This window comes from Pantoea sp. BS_8 (genome assembly GCF_041954965.1).
Classification (GTDB): domain Bacteria; phylum Pseudomonadota; class Gammaproteobacteria; order Enterobacterales; family Enterobacteriaceae; genus Pantoea; species Pantoea stewartii.
This window is the reverse complement of sequence record NZ_JAVAXU010000005.1, coordinates 222,010-237,880: the sequence shown is the minus strand read 5'-3', so window position 1 is coordinate 237,880 and position 15,871 is coordinate 222,010. Positions and strand designations below refer to the sequence as shown.

The following is a 15,871-nucleotide window of genomic DNA, read 5'->3' as shown; positions in this document are numbered from 1 at the left end:
CTGAATGTCATCATTATCCCATTCACAACGCAGGGTAAATCTCGTGCTTTTTTTACGGCAGGATAATCCGGAATACACTAGAGTTAACTGATTCAATTACCAGTAAAAACCCATGACCATGCACTCTTCCTTTGGCTCAAATCTTTTCGCCCGGTTGCGCCTGCTCATCTTTGTCGTTGCGGGTATCGTCTGCTATTTTTTACTGCCCGAACAGTTGGGGCAAATGCAGCGACTCTTGATAAGCTGGAACGTGCTGGCGTGGCTCTATCTTTGGTTTATCTGGTTTCGTATGTTACGCACTGCGCCTGATCAGATTAAACGAATCGCCCGGATGCAGGATCAAAGTGCCGCACTGGTACTGGGGCTGGTGATTGTAGCCTGTACGATCAGTATGGTGGCCATTATGAGTGAGCTTCCCACGCTGAAAAGCCTGACGGGCACACCGCGGGCCCTGCATTTGCTTCTGACCGCCATAACGCTCATCGCCTCCTGGGCATTACTGCCCAGCGCGTTTGCCATGCATTATGCACACCAGCACTATTTGCATCGTAGCAGCAGCGTTACCCCGATGATCTTTCCAGAAAAACCGGCGCACCCGGCTTACTGGGATTTTCTCTATTTCTCTTTTACCATCGCGGTGGCTTCTCAGACCGCCGATGTGGCAACGGGCACAACAGAAATGCGAAAACTCGCCCTGCTGCAGTCGGTCATCTCTTTTATCTTTAATCTGACGATTCTGGGGCTATCTGTAAACGTGGCCGCCAGCCTGCTGAGCTAACGTGCGTCACGAAAGGGAGAGAAGAGATTACCTGCGGTGAAAGCCTGATCTGCCCTACACCTGTCCGCTGACGGACGGTGTAGGGAGGCGAGATTTACTGCTGCCCTTGCTGCTTAGCATCCGCTTCTTTTTGTTTTTTCTTCGCCATATGATGCCCAACCGCACAGCCAGCCGCCGCACCCGCTGCACCGTGGTTTTTCATATGCCCGGCAACGCCACCGACGGCTGCACCTTTCAGGCACCCTTTCGCTTCGACCTGAGTACTCATTGCCATGAGCAGACCTGCGGTAATAACAACAATCGAAAGTTTATGCATCAATTTGACTCCGTAACTATTATGAAATGATTTACCTTTATTGAGCGTAGCGATGTTGTACGTTTTTGCCGTTCAGGTTCTGTTACGTTTATGAGACGTTTAACTTTCATTAAAAATCTTATTTCGCCGCAAGGCGAAATAATCAACAGACGGATAAAGTCGGCGAGAACGGGCATGGTTAAGCCTGGCGGAAAAGGCGATCAACCGGGATCGAAACCCATCTCAACGCTACCTGTTGCGAAATAAGCCTGTCTTTTTTGCTTTAAAAAACAGTCAAAGCATGCTCAGAATAGGTGACTCAAATCAGGCTGCGATCCCACGGCGTCTGGCAGATGAGATGACATCGTAACTGCCTGCATTCACAAGCAAAAACGGCGGATGCGCCGCCCGCTCTGGATAGCCTGTCTTGCTGGTGTTTAATTCAGGAGAATGACATACCGCAAATAATAGCGCCTTAAGCTTTCGCCTCGTGCAATTACAGGTATGTTCGATACCGTTTTCTGGTCAATCCTTAACCATCGTGATTGCGTCAAATAGAGTGATATCCGCTAAAGGGCTGTCATAACTAAAAGGGTTAATTCATCACCAGTGCCTTCTTCAAATCCATCCCGCGATTTTGTTTATTGCAGAACAGATGAACGAACCCGTTAATTATCGCCGGATACCGTTAAACGTGATCCTTCTATTTTGTTGATAGCCTTACGCCAGTTTCAGTCGGACGATGTCGTGTGGCATTAAGTCGCAAGGCGTCGGGAAAACCGCACACTGCGCCCTTAGCCTCTGTACCGAACGCGCCGTGACCTTGCCAGGCATATTCTGCTTTAAAGACGACGGTGAATGAGCAGAAGTTTCATACGCAGGAAATTAAAACGCGCTTTGTTTTTCTGGTTTTGTTTACGCTAAGGGCAACGTGCAATGCCTGCCATAACCGTGACAATCGCTCAGGAAGAAAAAATGAAAGTACAAAAACTTGAACAACCTGCTTCGATCAGCACTCTCGAACCCTGGGGTACCGTTGAGGGATTACCTGGTTCACCTGAAATCATGATCGCCGGGCTGCAGAAAGTCATCCCGGGCCATGAGAGTATTGATATGGGCATTTTTGAATGTTCGCCGGGCAGCTATCGTCGCGGCGTAAAGCAAGCGGAGATGATGCACTTCCTTTCCGGAACGGGATCTTTTACTGCTGATGGCGAAACACCACAGCATTTCAAACCCGGCGATACGTTGTTTTTTGAAGCAAATACGGAAGGCACATGGGTTATGGACACGACCATGCGTAAGCTCTACGTGATATTTGAAACCCCTTAATGACGCCGACGAACAGACTTTTTGGTTGCCCGGATAACGGACAATCAGGACAACATAAAGTCTACGGCATCACGGGCATGAAGGCTGGTGGTATCAAAGACAGGCAGAGCGCTTTGCGCCTCGGGAACCAGCAGGCCGATTTCCGTGCAGCCGAAAATCACCGCTTGCGCGCCCTGATCGCGCAGCTGCGTGATCACATCAAGATAATACTGGCGTGCGCTTTCGGTAAATTTTCCCATGCAGAGTTCATCAAAAATGATGTGATTGAGGGTGGCGCGCTGCTCCGCCTCCGGCACGATCGTGTTAATCGAAAACCGTTGCTGTAACCGCCCCAGATAAAAATCCTGCTCCATCGTATAGCGGGTGCCCAGCAAGGCGACTCGCGTCATCCCTCTGGCTGTTATCGCCCTGCCCGTGGCATCGGCAATGTGTAAAAAGGGAAGATTGCAGTGGGCTTCTATATCGTCGGCAACCTTGTGCATCGTATTGGTACACAGCACGATGGCTTCGGCCCCGGCAAGTGCCAGTCCCCGGGCGGCTTCACCCAACTGCTTGCCTGCCTGTGCCCAGTTGCCCTCACGCTGACAGACTTCAATATCGTGAAAATCGACGCTGTGTAACAGCAGTCGTGCCGAGTGTAATCCGCCCAGTCTTTCCCGAATACCTTCATTGATGAAGCGGTAATAAGGCAGCGTGGATTCCCAGCTCATCCCACCGATCAGTCCGATTGTTTTCATGTTCATCCTGTGTGCATGCCGTGCAGGTTCAGGCCCGCCTTATGCGTGCGCAGGCCTGAATGCAGGTTTAATGGTCTGCCGCAGCAATAAGGCCATCAGGTTTTTTTACCTTTTTCGCTGGCCTGCTGCAGTGCCGTGATGACGATGCCCGGGGTTAACACCTGCGGCAGAACGACAGGTTTTCCGCCATCCGCAGGGTAAACGACATACAGCGGCAATCCGCCGCGACCAAAGTCGCTGAGCGCCTGTTCGACATCAGGATTGTACTTCGTAGAGTCCGCAATCATATAGATGGTGTCAGTGCGCGCCATAGCTTGCTTAACCGCCTGCGTCGACAGGGAAGTGCGCTCGTTAACCTGACAGGTAATGCACCATGAGGCCGTAAAATTGACCAGAACGGGTTTGCCCTGACCTTTTATCGCCTCAACATTTTGAGGTGTCCATGCCACCGCGGCCGCGGCAACGGTATCGGGCGAATCCGGCGTTGTCGTGGCGGTTTTCAATGTTAACAACGGCGGAATTAACAGAACGACCATGGCGGCTGTAGCGATGTGTAATGCCCAGTGCCGCCTTCCCATCATCTGTCGCTTTTGCGCCATACCATACAGCCAGGCGGCAAAACTCAGCACCAGGCAGCATGTCAGAATGGCTGCCAGGGCTGTCGAACCCGCCTGACGCTCCAGTACCCAAATCAACCACCCCGCCGCCCCCAGCATGGGAAAGGCGAGCCCGTGTTTGAGCGTGATCATCCAGGCACCCGGCGCAGGTAGCAGGCGGGCAAACACAGGGAAAAAGGAAATTAGTGTGAACGGTGCTGCAAACCCCAGCGCCAGTGAAAGGAAAATAACCACACTGATAACGGGAGGTTGCGTAAAGGCATAGCCGATGGCGCTGGCCATAAACGGCGCGCTACAGGGCGTGGCGACGACGATGGCCAGCGCGCCGGTGAGTGCCGATCCGGTTAGCCCTCCCCGCTCGCCTCCGACTTCACCCGCCCGCTGAAGGGATAAGCCAACCTCAAACAGGCCGAACAGGTTGAGGGCCGATGCCACCATGATTAGCACCAGTAAGGCTATCACCAGCGGCGATTGCAACTGAAAACCCCAGCCGACGGAAGCGCCCCCCATTCTTGCCAGTAACAGCACACTGACCAGCAGCACCATCGTGACAACCACACCCACCAGAAAAGCCAGCCCTTCGGCTCGCGCATGTGCGGGTTGGGCATTGTGGCGCAGCAGACTCAGGGCCTTCAGCGAGATCACCGGGAATACACAGGGCATGAGATTAAGGATAATGCCGCCCAGAAACGCGGCGGCGATAGCAGTCAACATGATGGCGCTGTCCAGATGTGAGATTAAGCCGGGTTAGCCTGACGGTATTTTTTCACGGCATCCAGGGTCTTCTGAATATGGGCCTCTGGATTTTTATCGGTGTAACTCAGCAAAATTTTGCCATCCGGCGCAATAACATACGATGTGCGGTCAGACAGAGTTTTGCCTTTCATTTCCATCGTACTTTTGTATTCGGCCGCCACTTTGGCACCCGGATCGGCGGCGACGGTGAACTTATCGCGACACTCAAGCTGAGAGAATTTCGCAATCTGATCGGTATTACCTGCGGTCACGCCAATTACCGTTGCGCCCTGCTTTTTAAACTCATCGGTTGCTTCCGCAAAAGCATGCGCTTCCAGCGTGCAGCCGGCGCTGAACGCCGCCGGGAAGAAATAAAGTACAACCGGTCCTTTTTTCAGTGCCTGCTGTAAGGAGAAGGTCGTTTCTTTACCTGCCAGAGCCGCTTCCAGTTTAAAGTCCGGTGCGGTTTCTCCTGCGGCCAGCGCAGCAAACGCAGAAGTCACAGGCAGGCTTAACGCCAGCAGCGTCGCTGCCGTCAGCATTTTCAGGCGCTTCATTTGATACATTCTTTTTCTCTCCATCGGCAAACAGGCAACAGTGCCTTATGCACATTAATACTAGATTCACTGGCAAAAAATGGAAATATTTAGCCGCATGGCCGGGCGGACAGAAAGGTCATACACACGTACCCGGCAGATAAAATAAGATAGTCATATAACCGTTCTAATAGATATGTGGTTAGTAAGATAAATGTGTGACAGAGCGTAACGGTCCGTCGGTCACGCCCGCGCAATATATCCGACCTGATAAGCGCGAGCCGGACAAGTGACGGCCTGCGGCGTTCGCCACAAGGTGAATGTCAGGCGCCGCCAGCCGCAGGCGTCCAGTGCGGACACCCGTGCCAGCGCGTTGTCCAGCGGCCGATGGTGAGTCAGTAGCGCGAGATCGCTGTAAGGTTGTACGGGGCTGATTTCACAGACGGCCCAACTCGCCTGGCTGATAGCCGTCGATATGTCGGCAGACAGCACCGGAAAGGTATCAATACGCGGCCAGCCAAAGGCCGGCGTCAACCTTTTGAACCCCTCGCTGGCTAAAAAGCGGTGCATACTGTCCGCATCCTGCCAGAGATAAAACGGGGCATAACTGTTTTCCTGGCCGTTCATATCGGCGCCCTTCTGCCAGGCGTAAAGAAAAGCTTTAAACAGCAGGCCTGGAAAGCCATCCATTTTTTTGCCGTTGTCAGCAATCCTGCGCTGAATGATTGTCATATCGTAGTCAGCGGGAAGAACAAAACGGTACTGCATCGCCAGCATATTTTTTCTCCTCAGCGTGATGAGATATCGGCCAGACTAAACACCTTGCCGTTGCCAAATGACCAGTCCTCGGGGTCACTGAAATTCACGACAATCATGACGTCAGCCGGATTAATGCCAATCGCCTTTACCAGACGCGCATTCAAATCTGCATAAAAAGCCTGCTTTTGTGCGAGGCTACGCGCTTTCCCTGCCGTAATGTGAAACAGAAGAAAGTCATCACTTCGGCCCGTCTGCGCGCTGCACAAATAGTGCCGGTCAAAAATACGTGTATGCCGGTGATAACTGTCAAAGAACTGAAAACAATCCCCGTGCGGCACAGAAAAAGAGGTCTCGAATGCGTCCTGTAACGCCGTGGAGATAGCCTCACGCCACTGTTCAATACGGTGTTCAGATATCGCAATACGACTGACGGGCATAGATATTCCTTACTCTGAGGGCGTGTTTTTAAAAACCGTGAGGGCGGAAACAGCCGCCGGCCAGCCGCAATAAAAGGCCAGGTGGGTCATCATTTCCGTGAGCTCAGCCTCAGAGAGGCCATTCGTGCGAGCCAGTTTCAGATGCCAGCTCAGTTGTTCGGGTCGGTTTAACGCAATAAGCGCACTGACAGTAATCAGACTTCTGTCTCGCGGTGAAAGCCCGTCGCGCTGCCAGATATCGCCAAATAAAATGTCTTCACTCAACGCTGCCAGCCTGGGCGCGATCTCAGCCAGATTTTCGCGCGTTAACGGTATGGGATTCATTTCTCTTTCCTTCTGTGGGTGTGATAAAAAGATAAAATGCGGCGATGATTTATAAAATCAGAAATATTGGGACAAACAGTCCCGTTTTATGGGATGAATAAGAATGGCGAAAAGGCCCGTGATGTTTGATGCAGAAAGCCTGCGTACGTTTGTGACCGGTATTGAACTGGGGAGCTTTGCGTCTGCCGCGCAGCGCCTGGGCCGATCAACCTCGGCGGTGAGCGCTCAGCTAAAGAAACTGGAATACCAGGCGGGAGCAGCGCTGGTGCAGAAGTCAGGACGGCATCTGACGCTTACCGCGCAGGGTGAGATTATGCTTGCCTATGCGCGCAGGCTGATGAGCCTGAATGACGAAGCCTGTGCCGCCATCAGGGCCAGCGGGATTGGCGGAGAAGTGCGGCTGGGTTTGCAGGAAGATTTTGGCGAAACATTCCTGCCTGCCGTTCTGGGTCAGTTTTCGCGTGCGCATCCTGACGTGCAAATTTCAGCATCCGTAAGCCGCAATCAGCCCTTACTGACCGCAATACGACAGCACGAGATTGACGTCGCCCTCTGCTGGCAAGGCGAGGAGTCGACAGCGCACAGTCAGTCACTTGGCGCGTTGCCGCTCAACTGGATCAGCGTAAAGGGTTTTGATGTCCAGAGTCTGCTGGACGCTAAACAACCACTACCCTTGCTGGTCTTTGACGCGCCCTGCCTTATGCGTAGCGCCGCCACTGCGGCGTTAGACAGGGCAAATATTCCCTGGCGCATTGCGTTCACCAGCCGCAGTCTGAGCGGAATATGGGCCGCCGCGGAGGCAGGGCTGGGTATTACCTTGCGGACACAGATGGGCTTACCGTCTTCGCTAACATTGCTGACATCAGCTCTGCCGGAGATGGGCACGATTGGCGTCAGCCTGCACTGTGCTGAAAAACCGTTATCCCCTGCAGCCGCATCACTCTGCGAGTCGATCAAAGCGCACTTTGCTGGTCTGTGACGGACCGGAACGCTTTACCTCGGGCGCGGCATCACTGGTGTGAGTCGCTAATCAGTGCAAAGAATTCACCCCACCAGATGAATGAACAAGGTGATAGTGGTGAAGAAACTGGGGGTTTTCCTTATTAGACTGCACGTTAATCTCTGCCCTGCTGCCGCTTCTCGTTACGCTGTCACGGATAGCACACACTTCTGGCGGGCCGATGAAAGCGGGTTTTCCGCGAAAAGGTATGTTCGCAGATTATCTGCTGCTAACGCTATTTTGCCGCGAAAGTTGATGCCGGCACCCTGGCAGGAAATCGTTAAAGTATGATGTAACTAAAATGCATAACACAGCGCTGTTCGCGTTTCCCCTGCATCAGACACGCTGAACCCGCACCCACAAAACGCTAGCCCCGGCTGATTTCTCCACCAAAACCGGACACCCTGAGTTGGTCACCCGTGATATCAACCCACGCAAAGGGCACCGCTGTGGGGCCATCCAGCATGCCTTTCAGAGTGAAAAATTTCGTCCCGTCGATACAGGCATAACCTCCACGATGATCGTGCCCGGCAAAGCAGGCGCGTACGCGATAACGTGTGAATAACGCCACCAGCGCGGGGGCATTCATCAGGCGGTGCGTGGTTACGGGCGCCAGCGGATAGTGGCCAAAAACAATCACGCTTTCCCGTGACTGTTGGGCAGCCTGTAACTGCTGTTCAATCCAGTTAAATTGTTGCCTGCCAACGGCACCGTTCCAGGGCTGCGCCTGAGGTTGTTGGTCATGTTGCAGTTGCGCTAACAAGGCTGCGGCCTCTTCACGATCTCGGCCGTTGAGGGTATTACAGTACAGGCTCATATCGTTGCCATCGTAAACAACAAAGCGCCAACCGTTAAAACGGAAAGCGTAATAGCCTTTGGGTAAGGGAGCCTGATTATCTAGTCGTTCAGCGATGGTCTGCGCATCATGGTTGCCCAGTACCACGGCATGCGGATGCTGTAACCGAGCAAAAACCGGCAGTATGGCGGCATAGCTTTGCCAGTGGCGATCCACCAGATCGCCCAGCGTCACCACAAAATCCAGCGGCTCCGCGTTGAATGCCTTGATGACCTGGCTGAGTTTATTAAGGCCATTGCGGTAGTAAAGATTGTTGCTGATATCCGGGTCCACATCAGCATACTGAGGATCGGCAAGCAGACCAAAACGGATGCCATTATCTCTGACGGGCAACGCACGTAACGATGGCGGCTGATACAGCGACGCAATATCCGCCAGCAAGGTACGTTGTGACGGGCTGAGAGTGTGCGGCGTTAACATGTTATTTTCCTTAGCGAATGCCTGCGCGCATAAATGACTGGATAAACTGGCGCTGGAACACCAGAAACAACAGCAACAGCGGCAGCGTTGTCATGATCGTTGCCGCCCCAATCAGTGCCCATTGCACGCCCTGCTCCGGTGCCGAAAATAACTGCAGTCCTACCGTCAACGGACGGACTTTTACAGAATCCGTAATAACCAGCGGCCACAGAAAATCATTCCAGTGGAAACTAATGGAGACCAGTGCAAAAGCGATATAGATTGGCCTGGCCAGCGGAATATAGATTTTGCGCAGGATATAAAACCGACTGGCGCCCTCTACAATGGCCGCTTCTTCCAGCACCACAGGGATGCTTTTAAAGGTCTGCCGCAGCAAGAAAATCGCAAATGCTGAAGCAAAATACGGCAAGGCAATGCCGGTCAACGTATCGCGCAAGCCCAGCGCACCAATGGTTTTGTAATTATTCAGGATCAGGACATCCGGGCTTATCATCAGCTGTAACAGGATAAGCGCGAACAGAAAACCCGAATATTTCAGGCGAAACCTGACCAGCGCGTACGCCGCCATCGTGGCCAGGATAAGCTGACACACCACAATCATGACCACCAGCAATATGGTATTCAGGAAATAGCGGCCAAAGGGCGCGGCGTGCCAGGCATCCGTGAAATTTTGTAGCGTCAGGGGTGTCCACAGCGAGAAGCTTCCCTGATCGGCCGCCGGGTGAACCGCTACCCACAACGCCACCAGTATCGGTAACAACCACAGCAGCGCCGCCAGCCAGATAACCATATTCAGGCACAGTCGGCCCGCAGAGAATTCAGGCTTCATTGATAGTGCGCTCGCTTATCCAACAGGGAAAATTTCAGCACCGCAATCAGGGCTAAAATCAGCAGCAATACGACGGTCATCGCCGCTGCCGCAGGGAGATCCCAGTAGCTGAATGCCGTACGGTAGATATAAAACAGTAACAGGCTGCTGCTGTTGTCCGGGCCACCGTTGGTCATCGCAATCACCTGATCGACGATACGAAATGCATTCATTGAGGCATTAATCAGCACGAACAACGTTGTCGGCATCAGTAGCGGCCACTGGACGCGGCGAAAAAAATACCCATTTGACGCCCCTTCGATTTGTGCAGCTTCGCTGAGGCGCGGATCGATCTGCTGTAACGCAGCCAGATAAAAAATCATAAAAAAACCAGCCTCGCGCCAGACAGAAACGGCCATCAGGCACCCGAGCGTCGTGCCGGGTTCGCCGAGCCAGTTAACCGGTGCGACAGAAAAAAGCGCGAGCAGCTTATTCAGGAGTCCCAGCTGTGGTGTGTAGAAAAACAGCCACAGGTTGGCGATAGCTATCATCGGCAGCAGAGAGGGAATAAAGAAGGCTGCACGCACAGCGGCGTTACCCGCCAGCCGTCGGTTAACGGCCAGGGCCATCAGTAACGCCAGGGAAACCGCAAGCGGTATAGTGATCAAGGCATACAACAGGTTATTCCACAGCGACCGGATAAACACATCATCATCCAGCAGCGCAGCGTAGTTATCCAGCCCGACAAAGTGGGCCGGATGACCTGCACGGGCAGCGCTGAACAGGCTTTCCCACACCGTTGCCAGCGCAGGATAATGGGTAAACAGCAGCAGAAAACCCAGCGCCGGTAAAATCAGCAAATAGCCACACAGCTGAAGTGAACCGCGCCGCACACGCGGTGCGGGCGTTGCTGTTGCCGCCACGTTCATCGCCATCCCCTTACTGATAGGCCTTCAGTAAACGATCGGCCTGCTTCTGTGCCGCTTCCAGTGCCTCAGCCGGGGTTTTAGACTGCGTCACCGCCGCCTCAATGGCATGGTTCAGGGCTTCCTGTATCTGCACACTGTTGTAGGTAGAGAGTTCAGGCTGGGCATATTTCAGTTGTTCACGAGCGACCAGCGCCTGAGGAACCTGCTTGACATAGTCTTGCATCGCTGGCGTTTCCCATGCTGCCGGGGAGGTAGCGACATAGCCTGTCGCAATACTCCAGCGCGCCGCCTGCTCTGGCGCGGTGACCCAACGGATAAATTCCATGGCGGCTTTTTGCTGTTCCGGTGAAGCACTTTTGAAAACGTAGAGATTACCGCCGCCCGTTGGGCTGCCGCGCTGTGTTTTTTCAGGCAACATGGCAACACCAAACGGGAATTTGGCATTTTTGCGCACCACACTCAGGTTGCCGGTGGTGGTAACCATCATGGCCGTTTTGCCACTGAGGAAATCCTGTGGCGTCGTGCCCCAGGCAATCGCGCCTTTCGGGGAAACGCCCGCCTTCTGGCCTAAATCGGTCAGCCATTGCAGCGTTTCGACATTGTTGGGCGTATTAAAATAGACCGCCGTGCCCTTGCCGTTATCCAGATGCGCGCCGTTCGTGGCCGCAAAACCCTGGAAAACCCAGTAACCATTGGGTGTCGTCGGGATTTCGATACCCCATTGACTGACGTTATCGCCGTCTTTCACGACCAGTTTTTTACCGAAATCCACCACCTGCTGCCAGTTCGCAGGCGCTGTATCAGCAGCCAGACCCGCTTTTTCAAACGCCTGTTTGTTCCAGTACAACACCACCGTCGAGCGCTGAAAAGGCACGCCCCAGACTTTGCCGTTGATGTGGCGCAAAAAAGCGGGGTAAAAGCTGTCGATCCATTTTTTACCGGCGTCATCCTGAGCCAGATCGCTGGCCGCCACAATAGCCCCTGCATCCATCAGAGAGTAGGCTTCGATATCACCAATGACCGCCATTTGCGGCGCATTCCCGCCACGAAAGGCGGTTAAGGCTTTCGTAACCGTTGTGGCGTAGTCACCGGTATAAACAGGCTGAATGCTGACCTCAGGATGAATTTTTTCGAAATCGGCCACCAGCGCTTCCACGGTATGGCTGATCTCCCCACCGACCGCGATAGGGTAGTACATTTGCAGTTTGACCGGCTCGGCGGCAAAGACTGCCGTGCTCGTCGCGATAAGTAAGGCTGAAAGCAAACGTGACAGACGAATGGCTGGCATGATTTTCCCTTAGGTAAAAGTTAAACGGCGTATTGTTTGAAAGAGGCAGACATCTGCTGTTCAGCGTGTAAACAGCGTTTACCGCTCGCAGTGTAAAACAGGTATTGCTTATCGACAGGCCATTGCAGCCCGGTCAGATGACCTTCGTTAAAACGTTTCATGCCCGGCACGGTAACGGTTAAAACGGCCTGGCTGCCTGTTAGCTGACAGACCACTAACGTATCTGCGCCCATGTATTCGTAGTTCACGACGTTGGCAGTCAACCCCGCACTGTGAGGATCAATGAACTGGATATCTTCCGCCCTGATCCCCAGACTGAGCGCCGTCTCAGACGACTCGCTGACCACAGGCTGAGTGAGCTGGCTCAAAAAGTGCCTGCCGTTGACAGAGGTCAGCGGCAGAATATTCATGGGCGGCGCACCGATAAACTGCGCCGCAAAAATACTGGCCGGATTGTTATACAGGTTGTCTGGCGTATCATGCTGCTCAATCCGGCCATCATTCAGCAGAATGATGCGGTCAGCCATGCTCATCGCTTCCGTCTGATCGTGGGTGACATAGAGCATCGTCAGGCCCAGCGCTCTCTGCAGCGCACGAATTTCGCGACGCATACTTTGGCGCAGTTTCGCGTCAAGGTTAGAAAGGGGTTCATCCATCAGGCATAAGGTGTTGTTGGCAATCACGGCACGTCCGAGTGCAACGCGCTGCTGTTGGCCGCCCGAAAGCTGTGCAGGTAACCGATCCAGCAACGTCTCCAGTTCCATTAATTTGCTGACGCGGCTCAGGCGGCCAGCAAATGTCTGCCTGTCCTCACCGCGCGCTTTTAAACCAAACAGCAAATTTTCGCGAACGCTGAGATGCGGAAACAGCGCATACGACTGAAAAACCATCGAAAGTTTGCGCTCTGATGGCTGCAGGTGCGTGATATCGCGATGACTGAAACTGACCGTTCCCTCATCCGCGGTTTCCAGTCCGGCGATCGTCCGAAGCAGCGTCGACTTACCGCAGCCTGACGGACCTAACAGCGCTACAAAGGTTCCTTTTTCCGCTTCGAAACAAATGTTATCCAGAGCAGTTTTTTCGCCCCAGCGTTTAGTGATGTTGTGAAGCGCCAAATGGCTCATAGCTTCGCCGCTCTGCCAATGAGAATGGCAGTAAGCTAGCGGAGCAAAATGAAAGATTTATGGCTGAAAAGTGTCAGCATAATGACAGAACGTGATGTGATTATGGCGGCTAACGGTTCTGCAAGGTGCAGAGACGGTTAAGCGTTGTGCCGACAGGCTATCGACGCCCTTCGTGCCGTGCTGCTGACAGGACCTGATCTGATTCGTTTGAAGGCAGTTAACCTGTTTTGGCGGGTGAAAGCCAGTACGGTTAAAGAGCACAGCGCACTCTTTTGTTATCCTCACGACACGATTTTTAAAGGATGATGTCAGGAGAGATGATGAGCGAGATAATTAACCTGTTTACCCGTCACAAAAGCGAACGCAGCTTCACCGATCAGCCGGTCGATGATGCCATTCTGGATCGCATAATCAGCACTGCTTATCGCGCGCCTACCTCCGTAAACTCACAGCAGGTTTCTCTGGTGGTGACACGCGATCCGGCTAAACGCCAGGCTATCTCGCAAATCGCGGGCGGCCAACCGTGGATCGCTAAAGCCCCTGTCTTTATCACTGTGGTGCTGGATATGCATAAATCACGGATGGCGATGGCCGCCGTAGGCAAAGAGCAAATTGCCCAGCAAAGCATTGAAAGTATTGTTTCTGGCTCGACGGATGTGGGTATTGCCCTGGGAAGCATCATGGCTGCAGCCCGTTCAGAAGGACTGGGCATTGTGCCGATTGGTGGTATCCGCCGCGATCCTGACGCCATGATCGAACTGCTTAACCTGCCAGAATATACCTTCCCGGTCGCAGGTGTGGTTATCGGCTATGTTGATCAACCCGCGTTTCAGAAGCCACGCCTGCCAATGCAGACTTTCCGTCATGAGGAAAGCTACCATACCGAAGGCCTGGAACAACAGATTGCCCACTATAACGCCGAGATGGTGCAGCACTGGAAAGATACAGGCCGCGCCGACGGCGAAAGCTGGAGTGACAGCGTGAGTGGCTATTACCAACACATCTATTTCCCCAAAGTCCTGCCCGCACTGCATAAGCAAGGCTTCGGTAGCGACAAGTAAGACACCACTGCCCGGTGCTAATCCGGGCAGCGGCACTGAATGGCGCGACGTTACAGACTAGCACCGTTTCGCCCTTCGTGTTTTGTCCGGTACAAGGCATCATCCGCACGCTTGATCAGTGATTCTGCATGCTCTGGCCCTTCGCCAGCCTCCGTAGCCGCCACCCCCGCACTGAGCGTAACGCAACCCGTTGTGAGCCCCGTTGAGACATGAGGTATGGCCCGTTGTCTGACGGTCTCGACCACACTTAAGGCAACGGTCAACGCATCCCGGGCCGACGTATCGGCCAACACAATCGCAAATTCTTCGCCGCCATAACGGGCCGCGATATCCGTGCGACGTTGGGCAAATGTTTTCAGTATCTGGGCGACCTGCTGTAAGCATTCGTCACCTGACACATGACCATAAGTATCGTTGTAGCGTTTAAAATAGTCGATATCGAAAAGGATCAGCGACATCGGCCCGCCGCTGCTGCGCGCATGGAGCAGGCTTTTTTTCAGGAATTGATCGAAATAGCGACGATTTGCCAGCCCTGTAAGCCCGTCCGCGTTTGCCAGACTCTTCAGCGACTGATTCGCGGCGGTGAGCTCATCGCGAAGATGCGTCAGTTCAAGTTGATAACGCAGGCTGCGCCTGGCTTCATTCCGGATAAATATCCAGAGCAGAATAATGCCCACCAGCAATACAAGGCTCAGTAAAACCCCCTGCACGCGGCTTTGCATCCACTCTAAAAAAAGCCGTTTGGTATCAAATCCCGCGGTCACAACTACCGGATAACGGCTGGAGCTGACAAAACCAAATATTCGCTTTTCGCCATCCAGTTCGGCTTTCCACTGGCCGCTTCCGCGCTCGGCGTTGGCTAATAACTGATGGAAAAGTGGACTGGAGGAGAGGTTTTTGCCGATATAGCTGTCTGGCAACGGGCGCGCATACAGCACCGTACTGTCTGCCAGCATAAGCACCAGTAAATCCTGCGGGCCGATAACAAAGTAATCGTAATAATGGCGGAAATAATCAATGCTAATCGTGGCGAGCAGCACACCTTTGAAGCCGCCATAGTCGTCATTAATCCGTAAGGATACCGGGATGACATAGCGTCCCGAGCTGCGGCTGCGGAGCGCCGGACCGACATGCACGCTGCTACGAAGATTATGTTTATGGAAAATAAAATACTCCCGGTCAGCATTGTTATTTCCTTTGGGCATCTCAGTAAGCGAACTGGCTGTCCATCGCCCTTGTGAGTCAAAGTAAAACATGTCCTCCAGTTGAGGAAGACGACTTTGTAAGGTGCGCATGATGTTATTGACTTCCGCCACGTCAATATCCGTTCCGGGCTGGGACTGAATAACGCGCTGTACCTCGCGCAGAGAAAGTTCGATTTGCAAAAAGGTATCTTCTGCCTGACGGGCCTGTGCGACAGAGAGATCAATCGCACGCTCCTCGGTTGACCGGACGGTTCTCTGCCAGTCCATGTGCAGCGTCCAGGCATTAACCACAATCACGCCCAGCGTCAGTAAACTACAGGCCAGTGTTATGCTTCTGAGCAGCGGGGAAAGGCGCATCATTGCAGCATCTTTTTTACGACGTAATTCCATGCCGGTTTACCGTTTTTTCGCTATGGGATACCGCAACATATCAGAAATAACATGTTAACAATGACAACCACACAGGCCATTTCTGCCAACTGTGTTTAGTGTAGATGACGGTTACGCTTTCACGCGCATGCTGTGCATGTCAGCGAGAGGAAAGAGAATCTTCTCCGGCGGTGGAAGCATAATGCGGCAGGGCGAGTGAGCTGATTATCAGGTTTCCCCTCTGCCCTCAGAGACAGAGGG

The 15,871-nt window shown here is 53.3% G+C and carries 17 protein-coding genes; 4 read left to right on the top strand and 13 right to left on the bottom strand.

Translation table 11 applies throughout. The annotated features are described in order from the left end of the window. Positions 1-118: 118 nt before the first annotated feature. Positions 119-778, top strand: a complete 660-nt coding sequence (locus RAC65_RS12635; RefSeq protein WP_375096778.1) for a DUF1345 domain-containing protein — start codon at positions 119-121, stop codon at positions 776-778. Between the two features lie 94 nt (positions 779-872). Here RAC65_RS12635 and RAC65_RS12630 read toward each other — a convergent pair whose 3' ends face one another. Then, the gene (locus RAC65_RS12630; protein ID WP_033742263.1) at positions 873-1,094 is read right to left on the bottom strand and encodes a hypothetical protein; all 222 of its coding nucleotides are present in this window, start codon (positions 1,092-1,094) and stop codon (positions 873-875) included. A gap of 954 nt (positions 1,095-2,048) precedes the next feature. Here RAC65_RS12630 and RAC65_RS12625 point away from each other — a divergent pair. Then, positions 2,049-2,405 (top strand): cupin domain-containing protein, encoded by a 357-nt coding sequence (locus tag RAC65_RS12625; protein WP_006122092.1) that lies wholly within the window; start codon positions 2,049-2,051, stop codon positions 2,403-2,405. Between the two features lie 44 nt (positions 2,406-2,449). Here RAC65_RS12625 and RAC65_RS12620 read toward each other — a convergent pair whose 3' ends face one another. The 6 genes from RAC65_RS12620 to RAC65_RS12595 all read right to left on the bottom strand — a co-directional run bounded on the left by RAC65_RS12620 (position 2,450) and on the right by RAC65_RS12595 (position 6,550). Next, positions 2,450-3,142 (bottom strand): aspartate/glutamate racemase, encoded by a 693-nt coding sequence (locus tag RAC65_RS12620; RefSeq protein ID WP_006122091.1) that lies wholly within the window; start codon positions 3,140-3,142, stop codon positions 2,450-2,452. A 95-nt stretch (positions 3,143-3,237) separates the two neighbouring features. Further along, positions 3,238-4,473: a protein-disulfide reductase DsbD gene (locus tag RAC65_RS12615; protein WP_006122090.1), complete on the bottom strand. Its 1,236-nt coding sequence runs from the start codon at positions 4,471-4,473 to the stop codon at positions 3,238-3,240. 23 nt (positions 4,474-4,496) lie between these two features. Then, positions 4,497-5,060 carry a peroxiredoxin gene (locus RAC65_RS12610; RefSeq protein ID WP_058702457.1) on the bottom strand — a complete coding sequence of 188 codons (564 nt, stop codon included), beginning with the start codon at positions 5,058-5,060 and terminating at the stop codon, positions 4,497-4,499. 213 nt (positions 5,061-5,273) lie between these two features. Further along, on the bottom strand, positions 5,274-5,807 hold the full coding sequence (locus RAC65_RS12605; protein WP_058702458.1) for a DUF4865 family protein: 534 nt from the start codon (positions 5,805-5,807) through the stop codon (positions 5,274-5,276). A gap of 11 nt (positions 5,808-5,818) precedes the next feature. Next, entirely contained in the window at positions 5,819-6,226 is a 408-nt protein-coding gene (locus RAC65_RS12600; RefSeq protein WP_058702459.1) for a tautomerase family protein, read from the bottom strand. 9 nt (positions 6,227-6,235) lie between these two features. After that, on the bottom strand, positions 6,236-6,550 hold the full coding sequence (locus tag RAC65_RS12595) for a carboxymuconolactone decarboxylase family protein (protein ID WP_058702460.1): 315 nt from the start codon (positions 6,548-6,550) through the stop codon (positions 6,236-6,238). A 103-nt stretch (positions 6,551-6,653) separates the two neighbouring features. On the opposite strand from RAC65_RS12595, the gene RAC65_RS12590 reads away from it, so the two are divergent. Further along, positions 6,654-7,529: a LysR substrate-binding domain-containing protein gene (locus RAC65_RS12590; protein ID WP_375096767.1), complete on the top strand. Its 876-nt coding sequence runs from the start codon at positions 6,654-6,656 to the stop codon at positions 7,527-7,529. A 388-nt stretch (positions 7,530-7,917) separates the two neighbouring features. Here RAC65_RS12590 and RAC65_RS12585 read toward each other — a convergent pair whose 3' ends face one another. Genes RAC65_RS12585 through RAC65_RS12565 form a run of 5 tightly spaced genes read right to left on the bottom strand, consistent with a single transcriptional unit; the run spans position 7,918 to position 12,975 of the window. Further along, positions 7,918-8,826, bottom strand: coding sequence for a metallophosphoesterase (locus RAC65_RS12585; RefSeq protein ID WP_058708853.1), 909 nt, complete (start codon positions 8,824-8,826; stop codon positions 7,918-7,920). 10 nt (positions 8,827-8,836) lie between these two features. Next, positions 8,837-9,655, bottom strand: coding sequence for a carbohydrate ABC transporter permease (locus RAC65_RS12580; protein WP_058708854.1), 819 nt, complete (start codon positions 9,653-9,655; stop codon positions 8,837-8,839). Beyond that, entirely contained in the window at positions 9,652-10,569 is a 918-nt protein-coding gene (locus tag RAC65_RS12575) for a carbohydrate ABC transporter permease (RefSeq protein ID WP_375096766.1), read from the bottom strand. Before RAC65_RS12575 ends, RAC65_RS12580 begins: the two co-directional genes overlap by 4 nt. 4 nt (positions 10,570-10,573) lie before the next feature. Beyond that, positions 10,574-11,851, bottom strand: a complete 1,278-nt coding sequence (locus RAC65_RS12570) for an ABC transporter substrate-binding protein (protein ID WP_039339326.1) — start codon at positions 11,849-11,851, stop codon at positions 10,574-10,576. Between the two features lie 20 nt (positions 11,852-11,871). Continuing rightward, positions 11,872-12,975: an ABC transporter ATP-binding protein gene (locus tag RAC65_RS12565; protein WP_058702465.1), complete on the bottom strand. Its 1,104-nt coding sequence runs from the start codon at positions 12,973-12,975 to the stop codon at positions 11,872-11,874. 320 nt (positions 12,976-13,295) lie between these two features. Here RAC65_RS12565 and RAC65_RS12560 point away from each other — a divergent pair, with 320 nt between their 5' ends. After that, entirely contained in the window at positions 13,296-14,036 is a 741-nt protein-coding gene (locus RAC65_RS12560; RefSeq protein ID WP_054687887.1) for a nitroreductase family protein, read from the top strand. A 50-nt stretch (positions 14,037-14,086) separates the two neighbouring features. Here the strand turns inward: RAC65_RS12560 and RAC65_RS12555 are convergent, their stop codons facing one another. Continuing rightward, complete coding sequence (locus tag RAC65_RS12555; RefSeq protein ID WP_058708856.1) at positions 14,087-15,631, bottom strand: sensor domain-containing diguanylate cyclase; 1,545 nt, start codon at positions 15,629-15,631, stop codon at positions 14,087-14,089. Positions 15,632-15,871 lie beyond the last annotated feature (240 nt).

What these genes read in the sequence shown, in the direction of transcription:
- RAC65_RS12635 (WP_375096778.1), top strand. Translation starts at nt 119, where the DNA reads ATGCACTCTTCCTTTGGCTCAAATCTTTTCGCCCGGTTGCGCCTGCTC.
- RAC65_RS12630 (WP_033742263.1), bottom strand. Translation starts at nt 1,094, where the DNA reads ATGCATAAACTTTCGATTGTTGTTATTACCGCAGGTCTGCTCATGGCA.
- RAC65_RS12625 (WP_006122092.1), top strand. Translation starts at nt 2,049, where the DNA reads ATGAAAGTACAAAAACTTGAACAACCTGCTTCGATCAGCACTCTCGAA.
- RAC65_RS12620 (WP_006122091.1), bottom strand. Translation starts at nt 3,142, where the DNA reads ATGAAAACAATCGGACTGATCGGTGGGATGAGCTGGGAATCCACGCTG.
- RAC65_RS12615 (WP_006122090.1), bottom strand. Translation starts at nt 4,473, where the DNA reads ATGTTGACTGCTATCGCCGCCGCGTTTCTGGGCGGCATTATCCTTAAT.
- RAC65_RS12610 (WP_058702457.1), bottom strand. Translation starts at nt 5,060, where the DNA reads ATGTATCAAATGAAGCGCCTGAAAATGCTGACGGCAGCGACGCTGCTG.
- RAC65_RS12605 (WP_058702458.1), bottom strand. Translation starts at nt 5,807, where the DNA reads ATGCTGGCGATGCAGTACCGTTTTGTTCTTCCCGCTGACTACGATATG.
- RAC65_RS12600 (WP_058702459.1), bottom strand. Translation starts at nt 6,226, where the DNA reads ATGCCCGTCAGTCGTATTGCGATATCTGAACACCGTATTGAACAGTGG.
- RAC65_RS12595 (WP_058702460.1), bottom strand. Translation starts at nt 6,550, where the DNA reads ATGAATCCCATACCGTTAACGCGCGAAAATCTGGCTGAGATCGCGCCC.
- RAC65_RS12590 (WP_375096767.1), top strand. Translation starts at nt 6,654, where the DNA reads ATGGCGAAAAGGCCCGTGATGTTTGATGCAGAAAGCCTGCGTACGTTT.
- RAC65_RS12585 (WP_058708853.1), bottom strand. Translation starts at nt 8,826, where the DNA reads ATGTTAACGCCGCACACTCTCAGCCCGTCACAACGTACCTTGCTGGCG.
- RAC65_RS12580 (WP_058708854.1), bottom strand. Translation starts at nt 9,655, where the DNA reads ATGAAGCCTGAATTCTCTGCGGGCCGACTGTGCCTGAATATGGTTATC.
- RAC65_RS12575 (WP_375096766.1), bottom strand. Translation starts at nt 10,569, where the DNA reads ATGGCGATGAACGTGGCGGCAACAGCAACGCCCGCACCGCGTGTGCGG.
- RAC65_RS12570 (WP_039339326.1), bottom strand. Translation starts at nt 11,851, where the DNA reads ATGCCAGCCATTCGTCTGTCACGTTTGCTTTCAGCCTTACTTATCGCG.
- RAC65_RS12565 (WP_058702465.1), bottom strand. Translation starts at nt 12,975, where the DNA reads ATGAGCCATTTGGCGCTTCACAACATCACTAAACGCTGGGGCGAAAAA.
- RAC65_RS12560 (WP_054687887.1), top strand. Translation starts at nt 13,296, where the DNA reads ATGAGCGAGATAATTAACCTGTTTACCCGTCACAAAAGCGAACGCAGC.
- RAC65_RS12555 (WP_058708856.1), bottom strand. Translation starts at nt 15,631, where the DNA reads ATGGAATTACGTCGTAAAAAAGATGCTGCAATGATGCGCCTTTCCCCG.